Source organism: Microbacterium sp. JZ101 (assembly GCF_053903175.1).
The window spans coordinates 3,043,725-3,058,295 of the sequence record NZ_CP096400.1; the positions used below are offsets into that span (position 1 = coordinate 3,043,725).

General features: G+C 72.5%; 11 protein-coding genes and 1 riboswitch. Of the genes, 4 read left to right on the forward strand and 7 right to left on the reverse strand.

Annotated features, from left to right (window positions below; all coding sequences use genetic code 11):
• Positions 1–110: 110 nt before the first annotated feature.
• Positions 111–1,370 (forward strand): Nramp family divalent metal transporter, encoded by a 1,260-nt coding sequence (locus M1D56_RS14100; RefSeq protein WP_456283927.1) that lies wholly within the window; start codon positions 111–113, stop codon positions 1,368–1,370.
• 12 nt (positions 1,371–1,382) lie between these two features.
• On the opposite strand, the gene M1D56_RS14105 is transcribed toward M1D56_RS14100, so the two are convergent.
• The 4 genes from M1D56_RS14105 to M1D56_RS14120 all read right to left on the reverse strand — a co-directional run bounded on the left by M1D56_RS14105 (position 1,383) and on the right by M1D56_RS14120 (position 5,335).
• Positions 1,383–2,381: an aldo/keto reductase gene (locus M1D56_RS14105; RefSeq protein WP_456283928.1), complete on the reverse strand. Its 999-nt coding sequence runs from the start codon at positions 2,379–2,381 to the stop codon at positions 1,383–1,385.
• Between the two features lie 65 nt (positions 2,382–2,446).
• A complete protein-coding gene (locus M1D56_RS14110; RefSeq protein ID WP_271174346.1) occupies positions 2,447–3,232 on the reverse strand; it encodes an energy-coupling factor transporter transmembrane component T family protein in 786 nt (261 codons plus the stop codon).
• Complete coding sequence (locus tag M1D56_RS14115) at positions 3,229–4,713, reverse strand: ABC transporter ATP-binding protein (RefSeq protein WP_456283929.1); 1,485 nt, start codon at positions 4,711–4,713, stop codon at positions 3,229–3,231. The genes M1D56_RS14110 and M1D56_RS14115 overlap by 4 nt, the downstream gene beginning before the upstream one ends.
• A 1-nt stretch (position 4,714) precedes the next feature.
• On the reverse strand, positions 4,715–5,335 hold the full coding sequence (locus tag M1D56_RS14120) for an ECF transporter S component (RefSeq protein ID WP_271174348.1): 621 nt from the start codon (positions 5,333–5,335) through the stop codon (positions 4,715–4,717).
• A riboswitch (TPP riboswitch) is annotated at positions 5,327–5,437 on the reverse strand. Its footprint overlaps the gene before it by 9 nt.
• A 65-nt stretch (positions 5,438–5,502) precedes the next feature.
• Between M1D56_RS14120 and M1D56_RS14125 the strand changes: the two genes are divergently transcribed.
• Positions 5,503–6,894: a D-alanyl-D-alanine carboxypeptidase family protein gene (locus M1D56_RS14125; protein ID WP_282980115.1), complete on the forward strand. Its 1,392-nt coding sequence runs from the start codon at positions 5,503–5,505 to the stop codon at positions 6,892–6,894.
• A gap of 220 nt (positions 6,895–7,114) precedes the next feature.
• Here M1D56_RS14125 and M1D56_RS14130 read toward each other — a convergent pair whose 3' ends face one another.
• A complete protein-coding gene (locus M1D56_RS14130) occupies positions 7,115–10,570 on the reverse strand; it encodes a bifunctional proline dehydrogenase/L-glutamate gamma-semialdehyde dehydrogenase (protein WP_456283930.1) in 3,456 nt (1,151 codons plus the stop codon).
• Positions 10,571–10,669: 99 nt separating this feature from the next.
• Between M1D56_RS14130 and M1D56_RS14135 the strand changes: the two genes are divergently transcribed.
• Positions 10,670–11,569 (forward strand): LysR family transcriptional regulator, encoded by a 900-nt coding sequence (locus tag M1D56_RS14135; RefSeq protein WP_456283931.1) that lies wholly within the window; start codon positions 10,670–10,672, stop codon positions 11,567–11,569.
• A 59-nt stretch (positions 11,570–11,628) separates the two neighbouring features.
• Complete coding sequence (locus tag M1D56_RS14140; RefSeq protein ID WP_456283932.1) at positions 11,629–12,615, forward strand: nuclease-related domain-containing protein; 987 nt, start codon at positions 11,629–11,631, stop codon at positions 12,613–12,615.
• A gap of 25 nt (positions 12,616–12,640) precedes the next feature.
• Here M1D56_RS14140 and M1D56_RS14145 read toward each other — a convergent pair whose 3' ends face one another.
• Together M1D56_RS14145 and M1D56_RS14150 are read right to left on the reverse strand one after the other, a co-directional pair.
• Positions 12,641–13,573 (reverse strand): aminotransferase class IV, encoded by a 933-nt coding sequence (locus M1D56_RS14145; RefSeq protein ID WP_456283933.1) that lies wholly within the window; start codon positions 13,571–13,573, stop codon positions 12,641–12,643.
• Positions 13,574–13,595: 22 nt separating this feature from the next.
• Positions 13,596–14,555: a phosphotransferase enzyme family protein gene (locus tag M1D56_RS14150; RefSeq protein ID WP_456283934.1), complete on the reverse strand. Its 960-nt coding sequence runs from the start codon at positions 14,553–14,555 to the stop codon at positions 13,596–13,598.
• Positions 14,556–14,571 lie beyond the last annotated feature (16 nt).

Genomic DNA, 14,571 nt, shown 5'->3' on the forward strand with positions numbered 1-14,571 from the left:
CCGCGCTCCCGCCCGCGCACCACCCCGGAGCGGATGCGCCGATCCGCCGCGATCTGCCGTTAGCGTCGGAGTGCGCGGGCCGTGCCGCGCCGCGAGACGAGGAGGTTCGCATGTCGACGTCGCCTGAGCAGACCCCGAAGTGGAAGGTGATCGGCCCCGGCCTGGTCGTCGCGGCGACCGGCGTGGGCTCGGCCGACATGGTCGCGACCCTCGTCGCGGGCTCGAACTACGGCTACATGCTCCTGTGGGCCGTGGTCCTCGGCGTGATCCTCAAGATCGTGCTCGTCGAGGGCGCGGGGCGGTACACGGTCGCGACCGGCCGCACGATCTTCGAGGGGTGGCGCTCCCTCGGGCGCTGGCCCGTGTGGTACTTCGCCCCGTACATCGTCATCTGGGGCTTCGTGTACGCGGCGTCGGCCATGAGCTCGACCGCGCTCCCGCTCGTCGCGCTGTTCGGCGGCGAGACCTGGATGTGGGCGGTCGCGATGGGGCTCGCCGGCTTCGTCCTCATCTGGTTCGGCAAGTACCGCTTCTTCGAGCGCATCACGGCCGCGCTCGTCGGCCTCATGTTCGTGACGATCGTGATCCTCGCGATCATCGCGGCGCCCAATGTCTTCCAGGTGCTCACCGGCCTCGTCCCTCTCCTGCCGGATGCCCCGAACGGCATCTTCTACACGCTCGCGCTCGCCGGCGGGGTCGGCGGCACGATCACGCTCGCGGCGTACGGCTACTGGCTGCGCGAGAAGGGGTGGGACAAGCCCCGCTTCCTCCGCGTCATGCGCATCGACAACACGGTCGCGTATGTCGTGACCGGCATCTTCGTGATCTCGATGCTCATCGTCGGGGTCGAGGTCGTGCAGGCGGCGGGCGTGGCGCTGGCGTCCGGCGACCAGGGCCTTCTCGAGCTCGACGCCGTCCTGCGCGAGCGCTACGGCGAGTTCATCGGAGTGTGGTTCCTGGTCGGCTTCTGGGCCGCGGGCTTCTCGTCGCTGCTCGGCGTCTGGAACGGCGTCTCGCTCATGTTCGCCGACTTCATGGGCAACATCACCGGCAAGGGCTCCGATCACGCCGACTCCCGCGGACACGGCAAGTGGTTCCGCGTCTACGTGCTGTGGCTGACGTTCCCGCCCATGCTCATGCTGTTCCTCGACCAGCCGATCTTCCTCGTGCTGCTCTACGGATTCCTCGGCGCGCTCTTCATGCCCTTCCTCGCGATCACGCTCCTGCCCATCCTCAACACCGATCGCGTGCCGACGGAGTTCCGCAACCGCTGGCACCACAACGTCGCGCTCGGCATCACGGCCGTGCTCTTCATCGTGCTCGGGGTGTACCAGGCCTGGAACGCGATCGCGACGGTCATCGCGGGCTGAGCCCGCGCCGCCTCACCAGCGCGGGTGGATGGCCTCGCGCAGGTGGGCGTCGTAGATCCGGCGCACGCCGGCCTCGAACGCCTCGCCGAGCGGGGAGACGGAGCCCGCGGCTGCGTTGCTCCGCGCCTGGGCGATCGAGCGGGCGCCGGGGATGACGCTGCTCACGCCGGGCTGCTGCCAGAGCCACGCGATCGCCGCCTGCGCGGGCGACACGCCCTCGGGTGCCTGCTCGGCGACGAGCGCGCTGAACTCGCGCGCGGCCTGGACGCCGGTCGCGTAGTCGACGCCGGAGAAGGTCTCGCCCACGTCGAAGGCCTCGCCCGAGCGGTTATATGTGCGGTGGTCGTTCGCCGCGAACGAGGTCGTCTCGTCGTACCGCCCTGACAGGAGACCCGACGCGAGCGGCACCCGGGCGATGATCCCGACCCCGGCCTCCTGCGCCGCGGGGAGCACCTCGTCGAGCGGCTTGAGGCGGAAGGCGTTCACGATGATCTGCACGGTCGCGACGTTCGGCCGCGCGATCGCCGCGAGCGCCTCCGCGACGGTCTCGACGCTCACGCCGTAGTGGGCGATCGCCCCCTCGTCCACGAGCACGTCGAGCGCGTCGAAGACCGCGTCGTCGGCGTACACCGACGACGGCGGGCAGTGCAGCTGGACGAGATCGAGAGTGTCGACGCCGAGGTTGGCGCGCGACCGGTCGGTCCACGCCCGGAAGTTCTCGAGCGTGTAGTTCTCGGGCACCTGATCGACGCGACGGCCCATCTTCGTCGCGACCGCGATGTCGTCGCGCAGACCGCGCTCGTCGAGGAAGCGGCCGATGATCTGCTCGCTGCGGCCGTCGCCGTAGACGTCGGCGGTGTCGAAGAACGTCACGCCGCCCTCCGTCGCCGCCGCGAGCACGCCGAGCGCGTCGGTCTCCGACACGTCGCCCCAGTCGGCGCCGAGCTGCCACGTGCCGAGTCCGACGACAGAGACGTCGCGTCCGGTTCGTCCGAGTGTCCTGTGCTCCATGTCCGCCTCCGCGTCGTGGGTTGTCGAGCCGCGTCCGATTATGCCCGCCCGCGAGGACACCGGGCTCAGCTCGGGCCGAGGATGAAGTTCCACGCGCCCGTCGCGACCGCGACGGCGACCGCGGTGAGCGAGATGCCGAGGCCGATCGCGAGGAGCATCCACTCGCGCGCGCCCCAGGGCGAGCGGCGCGCCCACGTCCGGGCGCGGTCGCTCCCGAAGCCGCGCGCCTCCATCGAGGTCGCGAGGGTCGCCCCGCGACGCAGGGCGAGGACGACGAGGGCGAAGGCCATCCCGAGGACGCGGCGCACGCGGCCGGTATCGGCGACGCCGCGCGCACGACGGGCGAGCTCGAGCTCGCGCCAGTCGTCGAAGAGGAGCCCGACCAGGCGCATGCCGCCGAGCGCGCCGAGCACGAACCGCGCCGGGAGCCGCACGCGCTGCGCGAGACCATCCGCGAGATCGGTCGGATCGACGGTCGCGAAGAGGACGACGCCGGGCAGCGCGAGCGCGAGGATGCGCAGGCACGTCGCGGCGGCGAGGGCGAGCGATCCGTCGCTCACGCGCACGAGCAGCCACTCGAAGTGGACGGTGCCGCTGGGCTCGCCGTACAGCGCGATCGTCACGGCGGCGAGCGGCGCCGCGATCCAGACGGGCGCGGTGCGGCGCCAGAACGTGCGCGCGTCGACGCCGGCGGCGAGGAGCAGCGGGATCTCGAGGAGGAGCGCGACCGCCGCCGAGACGACGTCGATCGTGAGGATGAGCGGGAACGCGATGAGGAGCGCGGCGCCGAGCTTCGCGACCGGGTTCACGTGCGCGAGCGGGCCCCGAGGGATGGGCGGCGCTGGGATCATCCGAGCACCCCCGCTCCGTCGAGGCGGTGGACGCGCGCGTCGAGGGCCGCGAGGACGTCGGCGTCGTGCGTCACGGCGACGACCGCCGACGGAGCGGCGTCTGCTCCGTCGCGCAGCCGCGCGATGATGTCGACGAGCTCGGCCCACGTCGTCGCGTCCTGGCCGAACGTCGGCTCGTCGAGGACGCAGACGCGCGGCCGGGTCGCGAGCATGGCCGCGACCGTGAGGCGGCGCTTCTCGCCGCCCGAGAGGGTATGGGGGTTGGCGTCCGCGAGGTGGGCGAGGCGCAGCGCGGCGAGGAGCTCCTCCCCGCGCGCCGAGATCTCCGCGTCGGGCACTCGGAGCGCGCGCATGCCCACCTCGAGCTCGGCGCGCACCGTGTTCGCGAGGAGCTGGTGATCGGGCGACTGCAGCACGGTGCCGATCCGGGTGAGGAGCTCGCGCGAGCGCCATCGGATGGGCGCGGGGCCTGCGCCTGCCGCGAGTTCGGGTGCCGCCGCCACTCGGCCGTCGACCGGCGGCAGGAGCCCTGCGAGCGTGCGCGCGAGGGTCGACTTCCCCGCGCCGTTGCGGCCGGTGATGCCGAGCACCTCGCCGGGGCGCACCTCCAGGTCGACGGGGCCGGCCACGGCCGTGTCGCGCAGGCGCCCCACCTGCAGCGCTTCCGCAGCGAGGAGAGGAGCGCCCGGCGCGTGGCGCGGCGGGCCGGGGCGACGCGGCGGGATGCCCGGCACCCACACGCCGCCCGACGCGAGCTCGGCGCCACGTCGGGCGAGGACGACCTCGGGCGTCCCGTCGGCGACGACGCCCTGCTGACCGCCGCCGAGGACGATCACGCGATCGACGACGGGAAGCCACACGTCGACCCGGTGCTCGACGACGACGAGCGTGGCACCCGTGTGCGCGACGACGCGCGACACCGCGTCGCGCACCTCGACGACCCCTTCGGGATCGAGGTTCGCGGTCGGCTCGTCGAGCAGCAGGAGCCCGGGGCGCATGGCGAGCGCACCGGCGAGGGCGAGGCGCTGCTTCTGCCCGCCCGACAGCGCGGACGTCGAGCGGTCGAGCGGCACGTCGAGGCCGACGATCGCGAGCGCCTCCTGCACGCGCGACCAGATCTCGTCGTGCGGGACGCCGAGGTTCTCGCACCCGAACGCGACGTCGTCCCCGACGCGCGCGAGCACGGCCTGTGCGTCGGGATCCTGCTGCACGAGCCCGGTCCGTCCGCGTGCGGCCTCCGGCGGCGCGCCGTCGACGAGGAGACGGCCCGCCTGCTCTCCCTCGTCCTCCCCGCCGAGCACGCCGGCGAGCGCCTGCAGCACGGTCGACTTGCCCGATCCGCTCGCTCCGAGGAGCAGCACGCGCTCCCCCGGCCGGATCGACAGCGTGACGTCCTGGGCCGCCCATGCCAGGCGCGTGCCGTACCGCCATCCCCACCCCTCGGCGAGGATGCCGCAGGGGCGGGTCTCCGCGGCCGTCACGTCAGACGCGTCGCGCGACGTCGCGCCCCGCGGCGAAGCGGCTGAGCGCTCCGGTCGCCGCGAGTGCGCGCACGATCGCCCAGCCGCCGAGGCCGGCGATGACGGCGCCCGACAGCGTCGTCGACGCGATGTAGATGGCCGTGAAGGCCGCGTCGGCCCCCGCGTACCAGTTGACGATGTCGTTGATGCCGCAGGCGAGGCCCGCCGCAGCGCCCGCGAGCGCCGCGACGACGGGACCGAAGGCGCGGTACAGGAAGATCGCGAGGACGATCTCGGCGCCGAGGCCCTGCACGAGGCCCGAGACGATCGTGAGCGGACCCCACTGGTTGCCGACGAGCGCCGAGATCACGGCGGCGAGCAGCTCGGTGTAGAGCGCGGCGCCCGGCTTGCGGACGACGAGTCCGCCGATCACGCCCGCGATGAGCCACGGGCCGGCGACGAGGCCGCCGAGCCCGGGCAGGAGCGGGCTGAGCAGCGTGCTCGGCAGCTCGTAGGCGATGTTCCAGACGAGGAACACGACCGCGCACGCGACGCCGATCACGCTCGCGACGACGATGTCGACGACCCGCCACGTGAAGCGGCGGCCGGTCGCGGTCTGTCCTGCGGAAACGGACGTGGACATTCGTTCTCCTTCCTTCGCCGGCATGACCCGGATCAGGTTCGACGGTCGACGCGCGGCTCGCGTCCTCTCAGTCCGGCTCGGCGGACTCCCGTGTGATGTGGGCTGATTCTACTCGCATCCCACGAGCCGCTTCCCGTCTTCGCAGGAGCAGCGGGTACCGTATGCGGGTGGCAATCGACGACATCCCTGCGGCGGAGACCGCGCCGTCGCAGGACGCCGCTGCGGCGCTCACGGCGCTCGGCTGGGTCGACCCCGACGCCGTCGCCGCCTCGCGCACGGCCGGCGCGCTTCCCACGAGCCGCCTCGTGCCCGTCGAGCCGTCGCTCCTTCCGCCGCGCACGCGCCGCCGGTTCTGGCTCGGGCCGACCGTCACTCTCGGTGTGCTCGCCCTCGGCTACGTCGCGTCCTGCGCGGTGTGGCCGCTCGCGAACGTCGCCCCCACCATCTCGGATCTCACCGTCGAGACGCCGATCGGCGAGGAGTTCCCCGTCACCTGGCCGGAGGACGGCATCGCCGCCCTCGCTGCGGAGGGCGGCCCCGGCGGCCCGATCGCCTCGAGCGACGAGGCGCTGCCGATGGCGAGCATCACGAAGATCATCACCGCGCTCATGATCATCGAGCGCGAGGGCCTCGAGCTGGGTCAGGATGGGCCGTCCTACGCCTTCACGCAGGCCGACAGCGACGAGTACTGGGCCTATCTCACGGCCGATGAGTCGTCGCTCGATGTCCCCGTGGGCGGCACGCTCACGCTGCACGAGATGCTGCAGGGCGTCATGCTCGGCTCGGCGAACAACTACGTCGACCGGCTCGTCCTCGAGCTGTGGGGCACGCAGGAGGCCTGGCTCGCCGACGCGCAGGCCTGGCTCGCGCAGCACGAGCTCACGGGCATCACGGTGGCCGACCCGAGCGGCATCGACCCGGCGAACACCGCCGACGCGCGCTCGCTCATCCGCCTCGCCGAGATCGCGCTCGAGGATCCGGTCCTCGCGAGCATCATGGCCGAGGACTCCGTCGTGCTCCCGGGAGCGGGGCTCGTCGAGAACTCGAACCCGCTCATCGGGGACGAGGGCGTGGTCGGCCTGAAGACCGGCTCGCTGTGGTCGACGGGCACGCAGTACTGGAACCTCCTGTCCGCGAAGGAGGTCACGATCGGCCAGACGAGCGTGACCCTCTACGCCGCGGTCGTCGGCCAGCCCGACGACGACAGCCGCGCGATCGTGAGCCGCGAGCTCCTCGCGCAGCTCGAGGAGGGCATGCAGCTCACGACCGCCGTCGCCGCCGAGGTGCCCGTCGCGCACGTCCGGACCGAGTGGGGCGCGCAGAGCACGATCGTGACCGCCGACGAGGCCCAGGTGATCTCGTGGCAGGGCGTCGCGCCATCCACCGATCCGTCGTACGAGGTCGAGCTCGGAGCCGAAGCCGGCGACGAGGTCGGCACGCTGGCCGTGCAGGGCGGGATGGACGACACGAGCGTCGCGCTCACCCTCACCGACGACGTGCCCCCGCCCTCCTTCTGGTGGCGGCTCACGCACCCGCTGTCGCTGCTCGGCCTCGACTGACCCGACCGCCCGAAGCCGACCAAGCATGTCTCGCTCGGCGCGGGAAGCCGACCGAGCATGTCTCGCTCGACGCGGGATACGGCATCCCTATCCCGCCGGGAGTGAGACATGCAGATCGGGCGGCATGCAGATCGGGCGAGACGCGGACGGACGGGGGACAGAGGCGGACCGCCCGTGGCAGAGGCGGACCGCCCCGGGGAGGGAGCGGCCCGCCTTCTGATCAGGCGTCGGCGAGACCGGGAACGACGTACCGCCGCTCGTTGCCGAAGCGGTGCGCCGTGATCGACACCGCCTGCTCGTGCAGGAACGGCAGCATCTCCACGCGGCCGGCCGACGTCACGGGACCGTCGTACACGGCGACGTTGGGGGCGCCGTCCGTCGCCGCCACGACGTCGGCGAGCGCACCGCCGAGGAGGCGGATGCGCCCGCCCGTCTGGGCGAGGCGCGCCGCGCGGGCCGCCCACGCCTCCGCATCCTCGAACGCCACCTCGACGCCTGCGTCCGTCAGCCACGTCGCGACCCGCTCGGGGAGAGCAGTCGGCGTGCTCACGACGAGCTCTGCGCCGACACGCAGCCCCGCGGCCGCCACGCGCACGAGCTCCGCCGCCGGGCGTCCGTCGAAGCGGATCGTCACGGGAACCGGCGCGTACCGGAGCACGTTCTGCTCGAGCCGGAGGCCCTGCACATCCCGCGCGACGCCGAACTCCTCCGCGAACGCGACGACGTCGGTCGCGAGTGCCTTCTCGAGCCACTCCGCGCCATCCGCGGTGCCGAGCGCCTCGACCGCGCGCCGCGCCGCGCCATCCGCCCTGCTCGCCGTCGCGACGGGCGCATCCGTCCAGGTGCCGAGACCGAAGAGGTAGCTCGGGCCGCCGGCCTTCGTCCCGGCGCCGACCGCCGACTTCTTCCAGCCGCCGAACGGCTGGCGCTCGACGATCGCGCCGGTCGTGCCGCGGTTCACGTAGGCGTTGCCGACGTCGATGCGCGAGAGCCACCGGGCGATCTCGTCCTCGTCGAGGGCGTGCAGCCCCGACGTGAGGCCGTAGTCGACGGCGCGCACGAGGTCGATCGCCTCGTCGAGGGTCTCGGCCGTCATGATGCCCAGCACGGGGCCGAAGTACTCCGTGAGGTGGAACTCGCTGCCGGGCTGTACCCCGTCGCGGATGCCGGGCGTCCACAGCGCGCCGGAGTCGTCGAGCTGCTTCGGCTCGCGGACCCACGTCTGACCGGGCTCGAGCTCGGTGAGGGCGCGGCGGAGCTTGCCCTCAGCGGGGCCGATGAGAGGGCCGATCCGGGCGGCGGCCTGCCACGGCATGCCCACCTCGAAGCCCTCGACGGCGTCGACGAGCTGGCGGCGGAACCGCTCGCTGCGGGCGACCGATCCCACGAGGATGACGAGCGACGCCGCCGAGCACTTCTGGCCGGCGTGGCCGAACGCCGAGTACGCGACGTCCTTCGCGGCGAGGTCGAGGTCCGCCGACGGGGTGACGATGATCGCGTTCTTCCCGCTCGTCTCGGCGAGGAGCGGGAGGTCGCGCCGGAACGACCGGAAGAGCTCGGCGGTCTCGTACGCGCCGGTGAGGATGACGCGCTCGACGCGCTCGTGCGACACGAGACGGCGGCCCAGCTCGTTCTCCTCGACCCGCGCGAGACGCAGCACGTCACGCGGGACGCCCGCCTCCCACAGCGCCTCGGCGAGCACGGCGCCGCAGCGTCGCGCCTGCGACGCCGGCTTGAGGATCACCGGCGACCCTGCGGCGAGCGCCGCGAGGGTCGAGCCTGCGGGGATGGCCACGGGGAAGTTCCAGGGCGGCGTCACGACGGTGAGGCGGACGGGCTCGAACGCGGCCCCGTCGACCTCGGCGAGCCGCAGGGCGCTCTCGGCGTAGTAGTGCGCGAAGTCGATCGCCTCGGAGACCTCGGGGTCACCCTGCTCGATGACCTTGCCGCACTCGGACCCCATGACCTCGAGCAGCTCGGCGCGCCGGGCCTCGAGGATGTCGCCCGCGCGATGCAGGATCGCCGCGCGCTCCTCGGGGGCGAGCGCACGCCATCCCTCGCCCGCCGCGACCGCGCCGTCGACGACGGCGTCGACCTCCTCGAGCGTGCGGAGCGTGTGCGCGGCGAGCGTCTCCTCGCCGAGGGTCGACGCCGCCATGCGGGCGCGGATCTCCGCGGCCCAGGCCCGGTTGCCGGCTATGCTCGGGTCGCTGTCGGGCGCGTTGCGGAAGCCGTCGCGCGTACCCTCGGGCTGCGGCTCACGGCGATCCTGCACCCGGTTGGACGGGGGCACGTCGCTCGGCATGAGGTCGATCGACGCGAGGAAGCGGTCGCGCTCGCGCGCGAACAGGGCGGGATCGGCGTCGAGGTCGAACACGGCCGACATGAAGTTCTCCGGGCTCGCGCCCTCCTCGAGGCGGCGGATGAGGTACGCGATCGCGACGTCGAACTCGTCGGGGTGCACGACCGGCGTGTAGAGGAGGAGCGACCCGACCTCGCGGCGCACGACCGCGGCCTGAGCCGTGGCCATCCCGAGGAGCATCTCGAACTCGAGGCCCGGGCCGTCGGCGATGCCGCGGCGCTTCGCGAGCAGCCATGCGAGCGCGATGTCGAAGAGGTTGTGGCCCGCGACGCCGATGCGCACCGATCGCACGCGCTCGGGGTGCAGCGCGTAGTTGAGCACAGCCTTGTACGACGCGTCGCTGTGCTGCTTGCTCGGCCAGGTCGCGAGCGGCCAGCCGTGGGTCTCCGCGTCGACCTGCTCCATGGGGAGGTTCGCGCCCTTCACGACGCGGACCTTGATCGGGGCGCCGCCTCCCGCGACGCGCTCACTCGCCCATTCCTGAAGGCGCATCATCGCGCCGAGCGCGTCGGGGAGGTATGCCTGGAGGACGATGCCGGCCTCGATGTCGTGGTACTCCGGGCGCTCGAGAAGGCGCATGAACACCGCGAGCGTGAGGTCGAGGTCCTTGAACTCCTCCATGTCGAGGTTGATGAACGTGCCGTTCGCGCGAGCGGCCGTGTAGAGCGGCGCAAGCGCGACGACGGCGTGGTCGACGGCCTCGTCGAACGCCCACGGGCTGTGCGGCGCGACGGTCGAGGACACCTTGATCGAGACGTAGTCGACGTCGTCGCGCTCGATGAGGCGTCGGGTTCCGGCGAGGCGCTTGTCGGCCTCGCGCTGGCCGAGGATCGCCTCGCCGAGGAGGTTCACGTTGAGGCGGATGCCCTCGCCGCGCAGGCGCGCGAGCGTCGATCCGAGCTTCTCGTCGCGCGCATCGACGATGAGGTGCCGGACCATCCGGCGCAGGACGGCGCGGCTCGCGGGCACGACGACGCTCGGGAGGACGGGCGCGAGCGCGCCGCCGAGACGGATGAGCCCGCGCAACGGTGCCGGCAGGAAGCGCGGGATGAGCGGCACGAGGCCGGCGAGACAGCGCGCGGCGACGCGCGTGTCCTCGGGGCGCACGACGCCGTCGACGAAGCCGACGGTGAAGGCCAGGCCGTTGGGGTCGCGGAGGACGCCGGCGAGGTTCTTCGCGGCCGCGTCGACCTTCTCGTCGCGCGCCTCGCGCAGCCAGGTGCGGACGAGCGCGATCGCCTCCTCCGCGAGCTGCGGGTCGATGTCGGGGACGTGTGCCGCCTCGTGAGCGGATGACGGGGGTGCGATGGTCATGGCGAGGTCTTTCTCGAGAGGATCGCTCTCATTGTGCGACCGTCCACCATCCGGCAAAAGCGCACGTTTTCGCTCATGACCTTTCGATATTCTCGAACGATGGCGACTCCCTGGAACAGCCGCGGTCTCCTGCTCCTGCGCGAGCTGCGGATGCGCGGCACCGTCTCGGCCGTCGCGGCCGCGCGCAGCTACAGCGCATCGACCGTGTCGCATCAGCTGCAGCAGCTCGAGAGGGAGGTCGGCCTCCCCCTCCTCGAGCCGGAGGGGCGAGGTCTGCGCCTGACGGCAGCGGGCGAGGCGGTCGCCCGCCACGCCGCGCAGCTGCTCGCTGCCGAGGAGGCGCTGCGCGGCGAGCTCGCGGCCCTGGCGCCCGACGCGGCGCCGCTGCGGATCGCGGCGCTCCAGACGAGCGCGCGCACGCTCATCCCCCGCATGCTCGACGCCCTTCGCGACGCCCTCCCCGCGCTGCGCGTCGAGGTGATCGTCACCCCTCCCGAGCACGGCCTCTTCGAGACCGAGGCCGGGGGCTTCGATCTCGCGATGGCCGAGCAGTACCCGGGCCATACGCGGCCGCATCGCGCCGGTCTCGACCGCGAGCTGCTCGGCCGCGACCCGATCCGCTTCGCCGCGGGGCCCGCGAGCGGCATCGCGTCGCTCTCCGACGCGCGCGAGGCGGCATGGGTGATGGAACCCGAGGGGACAGCCGCCCGCGCGTGGGCGGTGCAGCAGTGCCGGGCTGCGGGGTTCGAGCCCGACATCCGGTACGAGGCGACGGACCTCTCCGCGCACCTCCGTCTTATCGCCGCCGGGCATGCCGTCGGGCTCATCCCGGGTCTCGCCGTCGCGGCCGACGAGGCAGAGCCGCGGCTCGTGGACCTGCCCGGCTCGCCGCACCGCGAGATCTTCACCTCGACGCGCGTGTCGGCACAGCGTCTGCCCGGGCTCCGGATCGCCCGCGACGCCCTCGCGGAGGCGTTCCGCTCGCTCCCCGAGACCTGAGTCGCACCTCAGCGGGACGCCGCGACGAGGATGCCGCCGAGATGTGATGGGCTGGAGTCGTGGATGAGACGCAGTGGCTGTGGGTGGCAGGCGCGGGGTGCGGTGTGCTCCTCATCGCGGTCGTGGTGCTCGTCATCGCGAACCGCCGCGGCAGGGAGCGCGCACGTCGTCGAGTGGCGGAGATCGAGGTCGCGAGCGCGACGCGCGCCGCGGAGCTGACCCGCGCGCATGAAGACCAGGTCGCGACGATGGCGGCCGAGCACGAGAGCCGGCTCGCCGCGGTATCCGACGATCACGAGCGCGAGACCATGCGACTGCGCGCCGAGACGGCGGCGTCGATGGAGGTGGCGCGACGCACGCGCGAGACGCTCGCGACGGGGCTGAAGTGGGAGGCCGCATCGCGTCGGCTCATCCTCGCCGCGTGCGAGCAGCTCGGTCTTCGCGGGAGCCTCCACACGAACGTCGTGTTCATGCCCTCCGACGCGCTCGAGACGCGGACCTTCGTCACGCAGATCGACCACGTGCTCCTGCTCGACGGCGCGCGGCTCGTCATCGAGAACAAGCGCTGGCAGGGCGTGCTCTTCGACGGCGTGCGGCCATCCGCCGTGCACGAGGCGTTCGGCAAGCTCGTCGACGAGAACGACCTCGGCGAGCACTTCGCCGTGCAGCTGCGCCGCGATCCCGAGTCGCCGCAGTCGATCACCGTGAACCGCCATCTCGGCGAGCGGGCGCCCGTCGTGCAGGTGCGGCGTCAGGCGCAGCAGCTCTCGCGCTTCGTCGAGCAGGAGCTGTCGGAGCCGATCTGGTTCGACACCTGCGTGCTCTACTCGCACGAGCGGGCCGAGGCGCACCTCCGGCAGCGAGACCAGTCATCGGGCGGGGCGAGCACGTGGGTCGTCGCGGGCGCCGATGGACTCATCGCGTGCCTCGAGTCGTTCGCGAGCCGGACCGGCAACGACGACACGCGGCGAGACGACGCGGCCCTGTTCGAGACGCTGTCCGCCCTCGGCGCCGACGCCACGCGCTTCGGGCCCGACGAGAGCTGACCGGGCGGGCACGTGCGCGCGCTTCTCAGCCCGGGACGTGCGCGCGCGTCCAGGCGTCGATCGCTGCGCGCTCGGTCTGCATGAACGCGTTGATCGCGTCGGTCGCGGCGCGATCGTGCGCGATGGCGCGCCCGTCGATCGCGGTGACGGACTGCACGAACGATGCGCCCATCATCCACACCTGGTCGGCCGCGTGCAGCCGCTCGACCTCGACGTCCTCGTAGGCGACCTCGAGGCCGTTCAGCGACGCCCAGGCGAAGAGCTCGACCTGCGTCGTGCCGTGGAGGATGCCGATCCGCGGATGCGGCGTCACGACGCGGGCGCCCTCACGCAGGACGATCGACGACTGCGGCCCCTCCAGAACGAAGCCGTCGCGGGTCACGTAGACGCCGTTCTGGGCTCCCCGTCGCTCGTACTCGCGGCGCGCCGCCATGTTCGTCGCATACGAGAGGGTCTTGGCGCCGAGAAGCAGCCACGGGGCGCGCTGAGCGGAATCGCGCAGGAGCTCGCGCTCGAGCGTGGCGACCGCGATCTCGGGCTTCTTGGGAGCGAACCCGGGGTCGATGATCGCGAAGACGGTCGGGGACGTCGGCACATCGACCGCCGACAGGGTCGCATCGGCCCCGCGCGTGATCACGAGCTTGATGTGGGCGCGCGCGATCGGGCTCATCCGCCGGATGGCCGCGCGCACGAACTGGTCGAGCGCGCGGACGTTCGGGGCCGGCAGGTCGAGCGCGACCGCTGACTGGAGGAGGCGCCGCACGTGGAGGTGCCAGGCGAGCGGCACGTCGTCGACGATCGTCGTGGCCTCGAAGACGCCGTCGCCGCGGAGCAGCCCGAGGTCGAACACGGACACGTTGGCGGCGGCGGGGTCGATCGCGCGGATGTCGGGCTCGCCCGCGAAGGACGTGTCGAGGAGCTGGTCGGCCCGCCCGAAGAAGACTCCGAAATCGGTCATGGGATCACGCTAGTGCCGGGGTTCAGCGGAGCGCGGCCGCCCACTCGGACGGATCGCTGCCGAACGGGATGGCCATGAGCCCGTGCCAGAGGATGAGAGCTTCGAGCCATGCGCGCTCCGCTTCTCCGAGGGCTCTCACGGACTCGTACCCGCGCCGCAGGCTCTCGCGGGTTGCCACGGAGGTCGGCCGCCAGTCGGTGAACCGAGTGCGCAGGTACACCGACGCGCGTGCGAGGTCGTTCACCCGATGTGAGGTCGCGACCTCGTCGAAGTCCAGCACGGCGGCGACGGTGGACCCGCGGGTCAGGATGTTCGCGGCCCGGAAGTCGTTGTGCACGAGCTGGGGCGGGTCCTCGAGGTCAGGCAGGTCGGCGAGGAGCGCTTCGAGCCGCGAGGAGGCCTCCGGGGCCTCACGGTGATCGTGGTGCGCGAGCCAGGTTCGGATCCGTGCTCGCGGGTCGCCGAGGTCGATCTGGAGGGCGCTGTCACCGCTTTCGCGGCCCAGGGCGTCGTGGAGTCGAGCAAGGCACTGCCCCGCGGCGTGAACGGCGTTCAGATCAGCCGTGTCGAGCCAGACGCCCGACACCTCGGGGAGGACGGCCATGGAGAGCGGACCGCGCGGGCCGTCCTGCACCGCGCGTGCACGACGTTCCGTCGTCAGGATCGGATCCGCCACGGGAACCCCGCGCGCTGCAAGCGATCTGAGGATCTCGGCGGAGGCAGCCAGCCGATCGAACTGCTCCGTCGCGCAGGACCATTTGACGACCAACGGGCCGCTGCCGCTGCGCACCCAGACGATCGCGTTGCGATCGCTGATCACGAGACGGGCGACGCCGTGCAGATCGATGCCCCACCCCTCGCGCAGCGTGACCGAGAGCCACTCCGAGGCGTCGGGAAGACCGGTGAACCCGAACCGTTCGAGAAGCGCCGCGTCGGGAGAGGTCTGCTCCCACAGCATCGACAGGCCAGCAGGCAGGGTCATGCAGCGATGCTACGGG

Bases quoted from the DNA above. Each gene is read 5' to 3' on its own strand.
- M1D56_RS14100 (WP_456283927.1), top strand. From the start codon at position 111: ATGTCGACGTCGCCTGAGCAGACCCCGAAGTGGAAGGTGATCGGCCCC.
- M1D56_RS14135 (WP_456283931.1), top strand. From the start codon at position 10,670: ATGGCGACTCCCTGGAACAGCCGCGGTCTCCTGCTCCTGCGCGAGCTG.
- M1D56_RS14145 (WP_456283933.1), bottom strand. From the start codon at position 13,573: ATGACCGATTTCGGAGTCTTCTTCGGGCGGGCCGACCAGCTCCTCGAC.
- M1D56_RS14120 (WP_271174348.1), bottom strand. From the start codon at position 5,335: ATGTCCACGTCCGTTTCCGCAGGACAGACCGCGACCGGCCGCCGCTTC.
- M1D56_RS14130 (WP_456283930.1), bottom strand. From the start codon at position 10,570: ATGACCATCGCACCCCCGTCATCCGCTCACGAGGCGGCACACGTCCCC.
- M1D56_RS14150 (WP_456283934.1), bottom strand. From the start codon at position 14,555: ATGACCCTGCCTGCTGGCCTGTCGATGCTGTGGGAGCAGACCTCTCCC.
- M1D56_RS14110 (WP_271174346.1), bottom strand. From the start codon at position 3,232: ATGATCCCAGCGCCGCCCATCCCTCGGGGCCCGCTCGCGCACGTGAAC.
- M1D56_RS14105 (WP_456283928.1), bottom strand. From the start codon at position 2,381: ATGGAGCACAGGACACTCGGACGAACCGGACGCGACGTCTCTGTCGTC.